The 15,289-nt window shown below is 62.9% G+C and carries 12 protein-coding genes and 1 pseudogene; 8 read left to right on the plus strand and 5 right to left on the minus strand.

All coding sequences use genetic code 11. From position 1 onward, the window contains the following. Positions 1-112: 112 nt before the first annotated feature. The 8 genes and pseudogenes from QQF40_RS05015 to QQF40_RS05050 all read left to right on the plus strand — a co-directional run. Positions 113-1,324 (plus strand): annotated as a pseudogene (locus QQF40_RS05015) (sigma-54-dependent transcriptional regulator); the annotation flags it as partial. Positions 1,325-2,047: 723 nt separating this feature from the next. After that, entirely contained in the window at positions 2,048-2,341 is a 294-nt protein-coding gene (locus QQF40_RS05020) for a hypothetical protein (RefSeq protein ID WP_285460632.1), read from the plus strand. Positions 2,342-2,795: 454 nt separating this feature from the next. Further along, on the plus strand, positions 2,796-4,196 hold the full coding sequence (gene pcnB, locus QQF40_RS05025) for a polynucleotide adenylyltransferase PcnB (protein WP_175089049.1): 1,401 nt from the start codon (positions 2,796-2,798) through the stop codon (positions 4,194-4,196). 46 nt (positions 4,197-4,242) lie between these two features. Continuing rightward, the gene (gene folK / locus QQF40_RS05030; RefSeq protein ID WP_175089048.1) at positions 4,243-4,740 is read left to right on the plus strand and encodes a 2-amino-4-hydroxy-6-hydroxymethyldihydropteridine diphosphokinase; all 498 of its coding nucleotides are present in this window, start codon (positions 4,243-4,245) and stop codon (positions 4,738-4,740) included. A gap of 169 nt (positions 4,741-4,909) precedes the next feature. Continuing rightward, on the plus strand, positions 4,910-5,701 hold the full coding sequence (gene panB, locus QQF40_RS05035; RefSeq protein ID WP_285460633.1) for a 3-methyl-2-oxobutanoate hydroxymethyltransferase: 792 nt from the start codon (positions 4,910-4,912) through the stop codon (positions 5,699-5,701). Next, on the plus strand, positions 5,701-6,555 hold the full coding sequence (panC, locus tag QQF40_RS05040) for a pantoate--beta-alanine ligase (protein ID WP_285460634.1): 855 nt from the start codon (positions 5,701-5,703) through the stop codon (positions 6,553-6,555). Before panB ends, panC begins: the two co-directional genes overlap by 1 nt. Positions 6,556-6,677: 122 nt before the next feature. Next, complete coding sequence (gene panD, locus QQF40_RS05045; protein ID WP_285460635.1) at positions 6,678-7,058, plus strand: aspartate 1-decarboxylase; 381 nt, start codon at positions 6,678-6,680, stop codon at positions 7,056-7,058. Between the two features lie 304 nt (positions 7,059-7,362). Next, positions 7,363-8,544 (plus strand): acetyl-CoA C-acetyltransferase, encoded by a 1,182-nt coding sequence (locus tag QQF40_RS05050; protein WP_285460636.1) that lies wholly within the window; start codon positions 7,363-7,365, stop codon positions 8,542-8,544. A gap of 165 nt (positions 8,545-8,709) precedes the next feature. Here QQF40_RS05050 and pnp read toward each other — a convergent pair whose 3' ends face one another. The 5 genes from pnp to infB all read right to left on the minus strand — a co-directional run bounded on the left by pnp (position 8,710) and on the right by infB (position 15,288). Then, on the minus strand, positions 8,710-10,851 hold the full coding sequence (gene pnp / locus QQF40_RS05055; protein WP_285460637.1) for a polyribonucleotide nucleotidyltransferase: 2,142 nt from the start codon (positions 10,849-10,851) through the stop codon (positions 8,710-8,712). Positions 10,852-11,099: 248 nt separating this feature from the next. Continuing rightward, a complete protein-coding gene (gene rpsO, locus QQF40_RS05060; RefSeq protein WP_065392421.1) occupies positions 11,100-11,369 on the minus strand; it encodes a 30S ribosomal protein S15 in 270 nt (89 codons plus the stop codon). Between the two features lie 98 nt (positions 11,370-11,467). Continuing rightward, positions 11,468-12,397, minus strand: coding sequence for a tRNA pseudouridine(55) synthase TruB (truB, locus tag QQF40_RS05065; RefSeq protein ID WP_285460638.1), 930 nt, complete (start codon positions 12,395-12,397; stop codon positions 11,468-11,470). Next, entirely contained in the window at positions 12,397-12,822 is a 426-nt protein-coding gene (gene rbfA / locus QQF40_RS05070; RefSeq protein ID WP_043333400.1) for a 30S ribosome-binding factor RbfA, read from the minus strand. Before rbfA ends, truB begins: the two co-directional genes overlap by 1 nt. Before the next feature lie 27 nt (positions 12,823-12,849). Continuing rightward, entirely contained in the window at positions 12,850-15,288 is a 2,439-nt protein-coding gene (gene infB, locus QQF40_RS05075; RefSeq protein WP_175089041.1) for a translation initiation factor IF-2, read from the minus strand. Between the last annotated feature and the right edge of the window lies 1 nt (position 15,289).

The raw sequence follows: 15,289 nt of genomic DNA on the forward strand, positions 1-15,289 counted from the left end.
CGGAACGCCTGACAACAGCCACGATTGTCGGATTGCCACCCCTGTGGGAACAGGACAGACTCGAGCGACAGTCATCCCCTCATGCACACCCTCAGGCGAGCGACATCACCCCATGGCCCGGATTCTGATCGTCGAAAAGGAAGGTGCTTCGCGCAACACGCTGCAGCATCTGCTGGAGCGCGAGGGTCACGACGTGGTGCAGGCCAGCGGCCTGGAGGATGCCCGTCTGCAGCACCCCGCCGACTTCGCGCTGGTGATCTGCGACAGCGAACTGGCCGGAGACCATGCCGTCCCGATCCTGCGTGCCAGCCGGCCGACCCCCGTGCTGCTGCTGGCCGACGACCCCAGCCTGCATGCCGCCATCGGCTGCCTGAAGGCGGGGGCAGCCGACTATCTTCCCAAGCCGTTTGACCAGCAGGCCTTCGCGCGCAGCGTGCGAGATGCGCTGTCTCTGCCACGTCTGGGGGCGCCGAGTGCTGCGCCGCCTCCGCCCCAGACGCATGCTGGCACGACCAACAAGCCGGTGGAGATGATTGGCCATTGTCGCGCCATGCAACAGGTCTACACCCGCATTCGCAAGGTAGCGCCCGCCGATGTCACCGTGCTGGTACTGGGTGAGTCCGGCACCGGCAAGGAGCTGGTCGCGCGCGCCATTCATCGCCAGAGCGAACGCCATCAGGCGCCGCTGATCTGCGTCAACTGCGCCGCCATTCCCGAGACGTTGATCGAGTCCGAGTTGTTCGGCCATGAAAAAGGTGCCTTCACCGGCGCCACCAGCTCGCGCACAGGTCTGATCGAAGCCGCCGATGGCGGTACACTGTTTCTGGATGAGATCGGTGAACTGCCGCTGGATGCCCAGGCACGCCTGCTGCGGGTGCTGCAGGAGGGCGAGATTCGCCGCGTGGGGGCCATCGAGACCCGCTACGTCGACATTCGCCTCATCGCCGCGACCCACCGCAACCTGCATCAGCTCTCGGCCAGCGGCGAGTTCCGCCTCGACCTCTATTACCGCTTGAACGTGATGGAGATCGACCTGCCGCCACTGCGTGAGCGTGGAGATGACGTGCTGGAACTGGCCGAGCATCTGCTGGCCGGCATCGCCCGCAAGCATGGCCGCGATGGCATGCGACTCTCCCAGCGGGCGCGCCAGGAAATCCATCACTACGCCTGGCCCGGCAATGTCCGTGAGCTGGAAAACGCCCTCGAGCGGGGCGTCATTCTGGCGGAGCGTCGCATCATCGCCCCTGAGGACCTCGGCCTGCGCACGCCCTCAGGGCAGCCGCTTCAAGCAGCGCCCGCCGCCACAACAGCCGACTCGGCGCCCTCCAGTGTTCAGGTGCCCAAGACAGCGGGCAAAGGGGCGGCGAAAGGTGCAGTGAAAGGCGCCGCCAGTGGCTCAAGTCCCAAAACGACTTCCGCGTCTGTCACAGGTCAGCCCGCGGCCGGCCACCAGGGCACGGGCCTACCACCGCCTGCGGACACCCCGCGCAGCGGCCTCTCGGTGATCGGCGGTGCCGGTGAGGAGGAAGACCTCTCGCTGGAGGACTACTTCCAGCACTTCGTGCTCGAGCATCAGGACCACATGAGCGAGACCGAGCTCGCGCGCCGCCTCGGCATCAGTCGCAAGAACCTCTGGGAACGGCGTCAGCGCCTGGGCATTCCACGCCGCAAGGGCCGCCGCAGCTCTCCCGCAAACTGACATTGGCGTGATGAAGCTGGAGCGGCACTGGAGCACTGACGCTGGCGCACAGAAGTCACTGCGCTGAAGTCACTGCACCATGCAGGTGCCCTCCCGGGCGAGCAACCCGCCTGCGGCGCCACCTTGCCTGCCATAGATCCCCGCATCATCGATGGCATCGCTAGACTTTAGTGTCGAAAGACTCGAAAAAAACCCAGCTCAATCATTAGCTTGCAAGCCACTTCGTTAGACCTTCGCACCAATTGTTACCATCGACCCCAAATCATGACCCCATCCAGCGCACCAATGGCCACGTCAGGTAACACCTCGCACCTCTCTACACCTCACGTCTCAGCTACCTATGTCTAAATGACTGAATTGCTGGTTTTTTTTAAGCTGTGGCACATCCGATGCAATAACACGGTCAAGAAAAAGAACAACCGGAAATACGAAGCGCGCCCAACAACAACAAGAACGCGCAATGCTTCGAAAACCCTCGACACCAACAAGAACAATACCCGTCGAGCGCGTGACATTGATGATGAACCGCATGCCTCACTACATGAGTGGTGGCAGGCAAGAGCCAAAACAAGAACAAAGGGCCGCAGTTCATCATCCGCCGATCCAACAACAACAAGATATCGGCAGTCCGGAATCTACTGACCAGGACGCGACGAATCCGGCCTCGAGCACCAACAAGAACAACAGGCTCGACCCCGGATCACCCCCGAAACAACAACAACTCGCGGGGGGAGGCTACTCAGCCGTCGGTGAATGGAAGATTGTTTTGAATACGAGATGGTCACCGAACAGACAGCCAGACAACAACAACATGATCTGCAACACGAAGGATCTGTCTGCATTGATTTGTGACTGTGGTGCGTATTCAGGGCGATGCGCCATCACGAAAAAGAACATCCGCTCAAGGATGCGTGTACCCTACCTGCAAGGGAGACCGAGTGATCGGTCTCCCTTTTTCCTTGTCTGAGAGGTGATTCTTGCCTCGTCAGACGCCTTGAAGTGCAGAGTCGGCCCCTGGATGGCAGACCGGCGCTTTGCCAAGGTATCTGCCCTCGGCTACACTGGGCGGCCTGCCACGCACGAGTCGAATCGCTGCATGCTCAAAGGATTTACCCGCTTTCTACAACGCCCCGGTGACCGCTTGAAGACGCTTTTCAATGCAACTGACGCGCCCGCGGCCCCATTGCCCAGCCTGCGTGTGATACCGCGGGATGAGCATCCCGTGTCCCGTCGCCAGCTCAGCGAGAATGCGCTGAAGGTACTCTATCGCCTGCAAAGCGGTGGATATCAGGCCTATCTGGTCGGCGGCTGTATCCGTGATGCCCTGCTCGGACAACGCCCCAAGGACTTCGACGTGGCCACCAACGCCACGCCGGAACAGGTCCGCGAGCTGTTCCGCAATGCCCGCATCATCGGCCGTCGTTTCCGTATCGTGCACGTGCGCTTCGGTCGTGAGGTGATCGAGGTCACCACCTTCCGCGGCAAGCCGGCCGATAGCACGCCCAGCCAGCATACCCAGCAGTCGGAAGACGGCATGTTGCTGCGCGACAACGTCTTCGGCTCCATCGAGGAGGATGCGCTGCGCCGCGACTTCACGATCAATGCCCTCTATTACGACGTGTCCGATTTCACGATCCATGACTGGGCCAATGGCGTACGCGATATCGAAGCGCGCATGATTCGCCTGATCGGGGATCCGGAAACACGCTATCGCGAAGACCCGGTGCGCATGCTGCGTGCCGTCCGCTTCGCCGGCAAGCTGGACTTCGACATCGAGGAGGCCACGGCCGAACCGATGTACGAACTGGCCCCGCTGCTGCTGCAGATTCCGCCGGCGCGGATGTTCGAGGAAGTGCTCAAGCTGTTCATGTCCGGCTATGCACTGGAAACCTTCCATCTCCTGCGTGAGTTTGGGCTGTTCCAGATGCTGTTCCCCGAGACGGAAGAAAGCTTCGCGCATTATCACTGGTCCATGCCGCTGATCGAGAAGGCACTGGCCAGCACGGACGACCGCATCCGCGAAGACAAGCCGGTCACGCCGGCCTTCCTGTATGCCGCCCTGCTGTGGCCGGGCGTCAAGGCGCGTACCGATCAGCTGATCGCCAGTGGCATGCCCGACATTCCGGCAGCCCACCAGGCGGCCCAGCAGGCGATCGCTCGCCAGCTCAACCACACCTCGATCCCGAAGCGCTTCAGCATTCCGATGCGCGAGATCTGGGACATGCAGGCCAAGTTGCCGCGTCGCCGTGGCAAACGCGCCTTCCAGACCCGTGAGCATCCTCGCTTCCGCGCTGCCTACGACTTCCTGCTGCTGCGTGAATTCGCCGGCGAAGTGAAGCCGGGGCTGGGCAAGTGGTGGACCGACTTCCAGGAAGTCGATGCTCGCACCCAGGTCACGATGATCGAAGGTGTCTCCGATGAAGGCCCCGCCGGCAGCAAGCCGGCCGGCACCAAGCGTCGCGGCAAGCGTCGGCGCAATGGTCGCGGCCAGGGCTGAGCAGTGGCTCGCCTGAGCCACTGCCGTCTCCACGCAGGAACTCCGCATGATTTCGACAGCCTTGATTGGCCTCGGCGCCAATCTTGACGATCCGCGCGCTCAACTGGAGCGCGCGCTTGAGGCTCTCGACCGGCTGCCGCTGACCCGCTGCACGCGACATTCTCGCCTGTATGCCAGCAAGCCGGTCGGCCCGCAGGACCAGCCCGACTTCGTCAACGCCGTTGCCGAGCTAACGACCCGCCTGTCCCCCCTCGCTCTGCTTGATCAGCTGCAAGCCCTTGAACAGCAGCATCGTCGCGTGCGACTGCGTCACTGGGGCCCCCGCACACTGGATCTTGACCTGCTGCTCTTCAATGACAGCAGGATCTCGACGCCGCGTCTCGTCGTACCCCATCGCGAAATGCTCAAGCGTGGTTTCGTGATGCGTCCGTTGGCTGACCTGCTGGGCCCGCAGTGCCTCAGCGTGCTGGGCGAGGAGAATCTCGAAACACTGGCGTCTCGAGTTGAGGGCGATGACTTGCTCCCCCTCGGACCTCAGGAGTAGAGTTTCGCCATCTTGTTACCGTCGTGCCCACTTTGGCCTGTGCGGTAACACTTTCTGGTAACACCGGCCCGTGTCGCTCGCAGTCCGCCCTCGGCGGCCTTCTCGCGATCGCGGCTGCTCGACGCCACGGGCAGCCGCGTCATACGCGCCGCAACGAGTAAGCGTCCCGATGAAAAACGTCACCCTGAGCACCCTGCGCCGCCTCAAGGCCGACGGTGAGACGTTCAGTTGCCTCACCGCCTACGATGCCACCTTTGCTCATCTTGCCAGCGATGCCGGCATTGAAGTGCTGCTGGTCGGCGACTCTCTCGGCATGGTCCTGCAGGGCCATACCAGTACCCTGCCCGTCACCATCGATGACATCTGCTACCACACCGCCGCCGTGGCACGTGGCAAGCAAGGCAGCCTGCTGATGGCCGACCTGCCCTTCATGAGCAATGCCAGCACCGACATCCTGCTCGACCATGCGGCGCGTCTGATGCGTGCCGGTGCCGAGATGGTCAAGGTGGAAGGCGAAGCCTGGCTGGCCGATGCCGTCACTGCACTCGTCCAGCGTGGCGTGCCGGTCTGCGTGCACATGGGCCTGACGCCACAGCACGTGCATGCCTTCGGCGGCTACAAGGTACAGGGCCGCGACGAGGCCCGCGCCGAGCAGATCATCTCCGATGCCCGCACGCTGGAAGCCGCGGGTGCCGCGATCATCCTGCTCGAATGCGTGCCGTCCGAGCTGGCCGCGCGCATTCGTGATGCTGTCGAGGTGCCGGTGATCGGTATCGGTGCCGGCGTGGACGTCGATGGCCAGATTCTGGTCATGCACGACATGCTCGACCTGACGCCCGGCCGCAAGCCGCGCTTCGTCAAGAATTTCATGAGCGATGCCGGCAGCGTGCAGGAGGCCTTCGCCGCCTACCACCAGGCGGTCAAGACGCGCAGCTTCCCGGCGCCGGAGCACGGCTTCTGATGAAAACCGTCTCCCATATCAACGCCCTGCGCGAGCAACTCGCCCAGGCACGCCGCGATGGCCTGCGTATCGCGCTGGTGCCGACCATGGGCAACCTGCATGCCGGCCACCTGTCGCTGGTCCGTGAAGCGCGCCGCCATGCCGACATGGTTGTCGCGAGCATCTTCGTCAATCCGCTGCAGTTCGGCCCCGGCGAAGACCTCGACAGCTATCCGCGCACCCTCGAGGCCGACCAGAATGCGCTGGCCGCCGAAGGATGTGACCTGCTGTTCGCCCCCTCGACGGCGGAACTCTACCCCACGGGCCGCGACGGACTGTGCAACGTGCAGGTGCCGGGCGTTTCCGAAGGCCTGTGCGGCGGCAACCGTCCGGGTCACTTCGATGGCGTCGCCACCGTCGTCAGCATCCTGTTCAATCTGGTACGCCCTGAAGTCGCCTGCTTCGGCGAGAAGGACTTCCAGCAGCTGGCCGTGATCCGCAAACTCAACCGCGACCTGCATTTCGGCATCGAGATCATCGGTGTGCCCATCGTGCGTGCAGAGGATGGTCTGGCGCTGTCATCACGCAACGGCTACCTGAGTGAGCAGGAGCGCGCCATCGCGCCGCGTCTCAAGCAGTGCCTCGATGCCCTGAAAGCTCGTCTTGAGCAGGGCGTGGCACGCGATGTGGCGCTACGCGAGGCCCTGGCCGCCATCAGCGAGAGCGGCTTCAAGCCGGACTACCTCGAACTGCGCCGCGCGGCTGACCTGGGGCCAGTCGAGAATGACACCCGCGAGGCGGTGATACTGATCGCCGCACACCTGGGCCGTACGCGCCTGCTCGATAACCTGAAGGTCGCCTTGCCGGTGGCCTGATGCCTGATTAGACTGCGCCGCCTTGCACCCTGGCGTGGCACTGTCCGCCACGTCAGACGCGCCATGGCCCTGGTCCCAGGGCCTTGATCTGCGCCCGGCGGCGCTCAACTGGAGACATCCTGATGCAAGCCATCATGCTCAAGGCCAAGCTGCACATGGCCCGCGTGACTCACGCCGTCCTCAACTACGAGGGCTCCTGCGCCATCGATGGCGACCTGCTCGACATGGCAGGCATTCGTGAGTACGAACAGATCCAGATCTACAACGTGGACAACGGCAAGCGCTTCACCACCTATGCCATTCGCGGCGAAGAAGGCTCGAAGATCATTTCGGTGAACGGCGCCGCAGCCCACCAGGCCGACGTCGGCGACCGCGTGATCATCTGCGCCTTCGCCAACTATGCCGAGAGCGAACTGGACGCGCACAAGCCCTCCATGGTCTACCTGATGGAAGGCAACGAGGTCAGCCATACAGCTGATGCCATCCCGGTCCAGATGGCCTGAGCACGCCTTGCTGCCTGCTGCTCTACGCTCGGAGGGCTGATGATTCAGGCCTCGAGCCTGCCGCGAGCGCTCCAACACGACGCCAGCCCTGCCTGCCAGAGCGCTGGCGTCGTGCCGTCTAGATAGGCGATACGTATGGCTAAAGGCTGACACTGGAGATGTCCTTTGGCGATTGCCGCACCGCACAAAACTGCCTTATGCTGGAATCTCACCTCAGCAGGACTGCGCCTCGCCCGCTTGATGGCATGGCCATAGTCGCAGCCAATTGACTCAGACAGTCTCGCAAGAGAACAGGAGCGTTCAGATGCAGGATGTGGTGATCGTAGCAGCCCGTCGTACCGCCGTAGGCGCCTTCGGTGGCAGCCTGGCTGGCATTTCCGCCGCGGATCTCGGCGCACATGTCATCAAGGATATCCTCGCCAGCACGGGCGTCAGTGGCGATCAGGTCGATGAAGTGCTTCTGGGCCAGGTGCTGACAGCAGGATGCGGTCAGAACCCGGCACGTCAGGCGGTCATCAAGGCAGGCTTGCCGGAAGGCGTGCCCGCCATGACCATCAACAAGGTCTGCGGGTCTGGCCTCAAGGCGCTGCACCTGGCCACCCAGGCCATCCGTTGCGGCGATGCCGAGCTGATTCTGGCCGGCGGTCAGGAAAACATGTCCCTGTCTCCGCACGTGTTGCCCAACTCGCGTAACGGCAAGCGCATGGGCGACTGGAAGGCGATCGATTCCATGGTCCACGACGGTCTGTGGGATGCCTTCAATGACATCCACATGGGCATCACCGCCGAGAATCTGGCCGAGAAATACGAGATCAGTCGTGAAGCCCAGGACGCCTTCGCGGCCGCCTCTCAGCAGAAGGCCTGCGCAGCCATCGAAGCTGGCCGCTTCAAGGGCCAGATCGTCCCGGTCGAGATCCCGCAGCGCAAGGGCGACCCGATCGTCTTCGATACCGACGAGAACCCGCGCGCCGGCACCACGGCCGAGAAGCTCGCGGGCATGCGCCCGGCCTTCAAGAAGGACGGCACCGTTACCGCCGGCAATGCCTCGGCGCTCAACGACGGCGCTGCCGTGGTCATGCTGTGCTCCGCCGACAAGGCACGCGAGCTGGGTCTGACGCCGCTTGCAACCATCAAGGCCTACTCCAACGCGGGTGTTGATCCGAAGATCATGGGCATCGGCCCGGCGCCGGCGACTCGCCTGTGCCTCAAGAAAGCCGGCTGGAACCTGGAAGACCTCGACCTGATCGAAGCCAACGAAGCCTTCGCCGCCCAGGCCCTGTCGGTCAACAAGGAGCTGGGCTGGGATGTCGACAAGGTCAACGTCAATGGCGGCGCCATTGCCCTCGGCCACCCGATCGGCGCCTCCGGCTGCCGTGTGCTGGTCTCGCTGGTCCACGAGATGATCGAGCGTGATGCCAAGAAAGGTCTGGCGACCCTGTGCATCGGTGGTGGTCAGGGCGTCGCGCTGGCCATCGAGCGCAGCTGATCGCTCACACCTACCCACCGCATGAGCACCCGCCGCTCGCGCAATCTTGAGCATGGAGACATGCAAAAGCCCCCGCCAGATCACTGGCGGGGGCTTTTTCGTGCACGGAGGGTTCGCCTCTCACGCAAAGCAAGGCAGAGAGCGATGTCACTCCATGACGATCTGTCAGTGCCCGGCGGCGGCCTCTTCAGCCTGAGCAGCGGCAAAGGCCGCCTTCTCTTCTTCACTGATCTCTTTCAGCGACAGCTTGACGCGATTGCGGTTGTCGATGTCGAGCACCTTGACCACCACCTCATCGCCTTCGTTGAGGTAGTCACGCACATCATTGACCCGCTCCTCGACGATCTGCGAGATGTGCAGCAGGCCATCTGTGCCCGGCATGAAGGTGATGAAGGCACCGAAGTCGGCGATGCGCGCCACCTTGCCGGCATAGAGCTTGCCGATTTCGGCCTCGGCAATGATGCCCTCGACATATTTGGCAGCCGCCTGAGCCTGCGCCTTGTGCTCGGCATAGATGCGCACGCTGCCATCGTCGTCGAGATCGACATTGGCACCGGTCTCTTCACAGATCTTGCGGATGGTGGAGCCGCCCTTGCCGATCACGTCACGCACCTTGTTGGGGGCGATCTTGAGGGACAGCATCGCCGGGGCATTGTCCGAGACTTCCTGGCGACTGGCGGCCAGTACCTCATTCATCTGCGCGAGGATGGTCAGACGTGCCTCGAGGGCCTGTTCCAGCGCCTGCTCAAGAATCTCCTCGTCGATCCCCTCGATCTTGATGTCCATCTGCAGCGCGGTAACGCCTTCGGCGGTCCCCGCGACCTTGAAGTCCATGTCGCCGAGGTGGTCCTCATCGCCGAGGATATCGGTCAGTATCGCGACGCCATTGGCGTCCTTGACCAATCCCATGGCGATACCCGCGACCGGTGCCTTGAGCGGCACACCGGCATCCATCAGCGCAAGAGAGGCCCCACAGACGGATGCCATCGAGCTCGAACCATTGGATTCGGTGATCTCGGAGACGACACGGATCGCGTAGGGGAAGGCCTGCAACGACGGCAGCATGGATTCGATGCCCCGACGCGCCAGACGCCCATGGCCGATCTCACGCCGCTTGGGCGCGCCGATGAAGCCCGTCTCGCCGACACAGTAGGGCGGGAAGTTGTAGTGCAGCATGAAGCGGTCCTGCTTCTCGCCGGACAGCCCTTCGATCAGCTGTGAGTCGCGCGTGGTCCCCAGGGTGGCAGTGGCGATCGCCTGGGTCTCGCCACGGGTGAACAGCGCCGAGCCATGCGCCTTGGGCAACACACCCACCGCCAGGTCCAGCGGTCGCACAGTGCGCGTATCACGACCATCGATACGCGGCTCACCCGCGATCACGCGCTGACGCACGATACGCTTCTCGAGCGCCGCGAAGGCCGTGGCGACGGCCTCGACACTGAAGCGCGCATCATCCTCGGCGCCCAGCAGGTCGATAGCCTGCGCCTTGAGCGCCGACAGGCTGTCCTGACGCGCCATCTTGTCACTCAGGCGATAGGCATCACCGATCTGGGTGGCAAAGCTCTGCTCCAGCGCCTCGACCAGCACGCGGTCGAGTTTCTGCGGCACCCACGCCCACTTGGGACGATTGACCTTGGCGGCGAACGTCTCGATCCCCGTGATGGCTTTCTGCATCTCGTGATGGCCATAGAGCACGGCGCCGAGCATCTCGTCTTCCAGCAGCTCCTGGGCTTCGGATTCGACCATCAACACGGCCTTCTCGGTGCCCGCCACCACCATGTCCAGCTCGGAATGCGCCAGTTCGCTGTAGCCGGGATTCAGGAAGTAGCCGCGCTGCTCGCTGAAGCCGACGCGCGCCGCACCCACGGGGCCAGCGAAGGGCACACCGGAGATGCAAAGCGCTGCTGAGGTGCCGAGCAGTGCCGCGATGTCCGGGTCGACATTGCGCTCCGCCGACATCACCGTGCAGACCACCTGCACCTCATTCATGAAGCCTTCGGGAAACAGCGGGCGCATCGGACGGTCGATCAAGCGAGAGGTCAGGGTTTCCTTCTCGGTGGGACGCCCTTCGCGCTTGAGGAAGCCGCCGGGGATACGCCCCGCCGCGTAGGCCTTCTCCTGATAGTGGACCGACAACGGGAAGAAGGACTGGCCGGGTTTCGGCGACGCCTTGGCCACCACGGTGCACAACACCGAGGTATTGCCCATGGTCACCATCACGCTACCGGTCGCCTGACGCGCGATGCGGCCGGTCTCGAGGGTGATGGTGTCATTACCGTACTGGAAGCTGTGCGTTACCGGGTTCACGGCGCATGTCCTTTAATCTGATAGTCATCGATGCCAGGCGCTCATGGTAAAGCGCGTCACAGGCAATGAAAAGCGGGTGGATCCCACGCGACAAGCGGGCTGCGGCGAGGGTCGAGCCTCAGTCCTGAAGCTCGGATCACCTCGGTATCAGGCACAAAAAAACCGACACCGCCCGCAGGCAGTGTCGGTTTTCCTGTGCCCACCGGGGGCCCGCCATGCACCGAAGTACATGGCGGCAACATCGCTGATTAGCGACGCAGACCCAGACGCTGGATCAGAGCGGTGTAACGCTCGAAGTCCTTGCGCTTGAGGTAGTCAAGCAGCTTGCGACGCTGGTTGACCATGCGGATCAGACCACGACGGGAGTGGTGATCCTGCTTGTTGGCCTTGAAGTGACCCTGCAGGCCATCAATGTTGGCGCTCAGCAGAGCAACCTGAACTTCCGGGGAACCGGTGTCGTTCTCGCCACGGCCGAATTCGGAAACGATCTCAGCCTTCTTCTCAGCGGTAAGTGCCATCTGTCTCTCCAGTAAGCAATATGCTTGATAGATTGGAAATGTCGAAGACCACGCATATTTGCAGTCTTCATGCGGCTTGCGGCGAGGCCGCAGTCAGCTCACCCAGCCGCCGCCTCGACGGCAGAACTGAGCAGTCGGCGAGGAGCGATGACGCCCTCCGCCGCAATCCGGACCAGCCCGAGCAACTGCTGGTCCTGATACACACGAGCCAGGGAGTCCACTTCCAGCGACCCTGTCGTCGTTTCGGCCTGCTGACCACGCAAAATCATCCGCGCCATCTCGGCAGTGATGTCGAGACGCGGGAGATGATCGAGCAGGATGTCGACAGGTAACAGAACGCCTTCACGTGCCTGCTGATCAGCCAGCGCTTCGAGGCGCTCGAAATCCAGCATGGCATCACCCGTGAACGGGCCCGTCTTGAGACGACGCAGTGCCGTGAGGTGGGCTCCACAGCCCAGCGCCTCACCGATATCCTCGGCCAGACTGCGTATGTAGGTACCCTTGCTGACCGCCACTTCGATCTCGATGCCATCGGAGTGCCGCGCAAGAAGCGACATATTGTAGATGGTAACGCGACGAACTGCACGCTCGATTTCAACCCCCTGGCGCGCCAGCTCATAGAGCGGACGTCCCTGGTGCTTGAGCGCGGAGTACATCGGCGGCACCTGATCTATCTCGCCACGGAACCTGTCCAGCACCGCGTCCAGCTCGGCCTGCGCAATCTCGGGAATCTCCCGCTCGCGAGTCACCGTACCTTCCGCATCACCGGTATCGGTGACCTGGCCAAACTTGATCCGTGCCCGATAGACCTTGTCTGCCTCAAGAAGATGCGAGGAGAACTTGGTCGCTTCCCCGAAGCAGACCGGCAACAGGCCTGTCGCCATCGGGTCGAGCGTGCCGGTATGACCGGCCTTCTGTGCCTGGTAGAGGCGACGAGCCTTCTGAAGCGCATAGTTGCTGGACATGCCCTTGGGCTTGTCCAGCAACAGTACGCCATCGATCGGCAAGCCGCGACGACGACGGCCCATCAGGCGTCCGGCGTGGTGCCCGGGGCACCGTCTTCGCTGTCGTCATCACCACGTTCTGCACTGCGCTTGCGATCGTCGGCGACCGCATCGTTGATCAGTGAGGACAGGTGATGGCCACGAACGACGCTCTCATCGTAATGGAAGCGCAGTTCCGGTACATGACGCAGCTGAATGGTGCGCGCCAGCTGGGAGCGCAGGAAACCTGCCGCGCGCTTGAGCACGGCGAGGTTCTCCTTGATGCGTTCCGGGCTGTCGTCACCCAGCAGGGTCACGTAGACATCGGAGTAGGACAGGTCGCGGCTGACCTTGGCGGCGCTGACCGTCAGCATGCCAAGGCGCGGGTCCTTGACCTCGCGCTGAATCAACAGCGCGAGCTCTTGCTGGATCTGGTCCGCCACGCGGTCAGTACGGCTGTATTCACGCATCCGTGATCTCTCCTTGCAGGGGCGCTATCAGAGCGTGCGCTCGACCTGGATCTGGTCGAACACCTCGATCTTGTCGCCAACCTGCACGTCGTTGTAGTTCTTGACGCCGATACCACATTCCATGCCGTTGCGGACTTCGTTGACGTCATCCTTGAAGCGACGCAGGGATTCCAGCTCGCCTTCATAGATGACCACGTTGTCACGCAGCACGCGGATGCGCTTGGAGCGGTACATGGTGCCTTCGACGACCATGCAACCGGCGATCGCGCCGATCTTCGGTGCCTTGAAGACATCACGCACTTCGGCAACACCGACGATCTGCTCGCGGAATTCCGGTGCCAGCATGCCAGTCATGGCCAGCTTGACCTCGTCGATCAGCTGATAGATGACGCTGTAGTAGCGCAGATCCAGACCTTCACGCTCGACGATCTCACGCGCGGAGGCGTCAGCACGGACATTGAAGCCGACCAGGATCGCTTCGGAAGCGAGTGCCAGGTTGGCATCGGTACCGGTGATGCCACCGACACCGGAAGAGACCACGGCCACCTTGACTTCTTCGGTGGAGAGTTCTTCCAGCGCGCCACGAATGGCTTCCAGAGACCCCTGCACGTCGGCCTTGAGGACGACGTTGACCTTGGCGACTTCGTCCTGGCCCATCTGGGAGAACATGTTCTCCAGCTTGGCCTTCTGCTGACGTGCCAGGCGCACTTCGCGGTACTTGCCCTGACGGAAGTTGGCGACTTCACGTGCCTTCTTCTCGTCCGGTACCACGGTGAACTCTTCACCGGCGTCCGGCGTGCCACCCAGCCCCTGGATCTCGACCGGCATGGCCGGGCCCGCGGAATCGACCTGCTTGCCGAGTTCGTTGATCAGCGCACGCACACGGCCGTAATGCAGGCCGGCGAGGACGATATCGCCCTTCTTCAGCGTACCGTTCTGGACCAGCACGGTCGCGACCGGACCACGGCCCTTGTCGAGACGGGACTCGACCACGACGCCCTTGCCCGGCGCGGACGGCACGGCCTGAAGTTCGAGAACCTCAGAAACCAGCAGGACACCTTCGAGCAGCGCGTCGATGTTCTCGCCGGTCTTGGCGGAAACGTGGACGAACTGGGTATCACCCCCCCATTCCTCGGAGATGACACCGTGCTGGGACAGCTCATTCTTGACGCGGTCCGGATCAGCACCCGGCTTGTCGATCTTGTTCACCGCCACGACCATCGGGACACCCGCGGCCTTGGAGTGCTCGACAGCCTCGATGGTCTGCGGCATCACGCCGTCATCGGCAGCCACCACCAGGATGACGACGTCGGTCGCCTTGGCACCACGAGCACGCATGGCGGTGAACGCCGCGTGGCCCGGGGTATCCAGGAAGGTGATGTCACCGTTGTCGTGCTCGACGTGGTAGGCACCGATGTGCTGGGTGATACCACCCGCTTCACCTGTGGCGACCTTGGTGCGACGGATGTAATCCAGCAGCGAGGTCTTGCCGTGGTCGACGTGACCCATGACGGTGACAACCGGCGCGCGGGTGATCTGCTCACCTTCGTAGGAGATACCTTCGAGAACGGCTGTCTCGAGTGCGTCATCCTTGATCAGCTTGGGCGTGTGACCCATTTCCTCGACCACGATGGTCGCGGTTTCCTGATCGATCGTCTGGTTGATGGTGACCGCAGCGCCCATGTTGAACATGGTCTTGATCACTTCAGACGCCTTGACGGCCATCTTGTCGGCGAGGTCTGCCACTGAGATGGACTCAGGGATGGAGACTTCACGGACGAAGGTCTGGACCGGCTTCGGCGGCTGACGGTTGGCATCACGGCCACCACGACGACCACCGCGACGCTCGGCGCGCTTGACCTTCTTGGCCCCGCCACGCTTGCGTTCACTACGGTCTTCACGGGCTTCGCGACGATCACGTGATTCATCACGCGGCGCAGCCTTGGCGCGACGCGGTGCATCACCACGCGGCTCCTTCGGCGGCGCATTGACTTCCGGCGCAGCGTCGGCGGCCGGCGCAGCAGCCGGTGCACTCTGACGAGGACGCTCTTCGCGACGGTTGTCATTGCCACGACGCTCTTCGCGCTGCGGTGCCGCAGCCGGCTTGTCCGCAACGGCAGCTGCCGGTGCAGCAGCCGCCGGCGCTTCTGCAGCCTGCTCTTCGCCCTCTTTGACGTAGGTACGCTTCTTGCGCACCTGCACCTCGATGGACTTGCCGCGACCACCACCTGTGTTGATGCGAGACTTGGTCTTGCGGGTCAGGGTAATGCGATTCTTGGGCGCTGCCGGAGCCGCGCCACCACCGTGGCTCTTGGTGAGGTGATCAAGCAGCTTCTGCTTGTCGACCTCAGAGACGGCGTCGTTCTCTGACTTGTGCTTCAGACCCGCTTCATGCATCTGTTCCAGTAGGCGGGCTGACTCGCGGCCCACCTTCTTGGCGAATTCTTTGACTGTCATTTCTGACATG

Origin of the sequence: Cobetia sp. LC6, from assembly GCF_030264805.1 — a bacterium.
In the GTDB taxonomy this organism is placed as follows: Bacteria; Pseudomonadota; Gammaproteobacteria; order Pseudomonadales; family Halomonadaceae; genus Cobetia.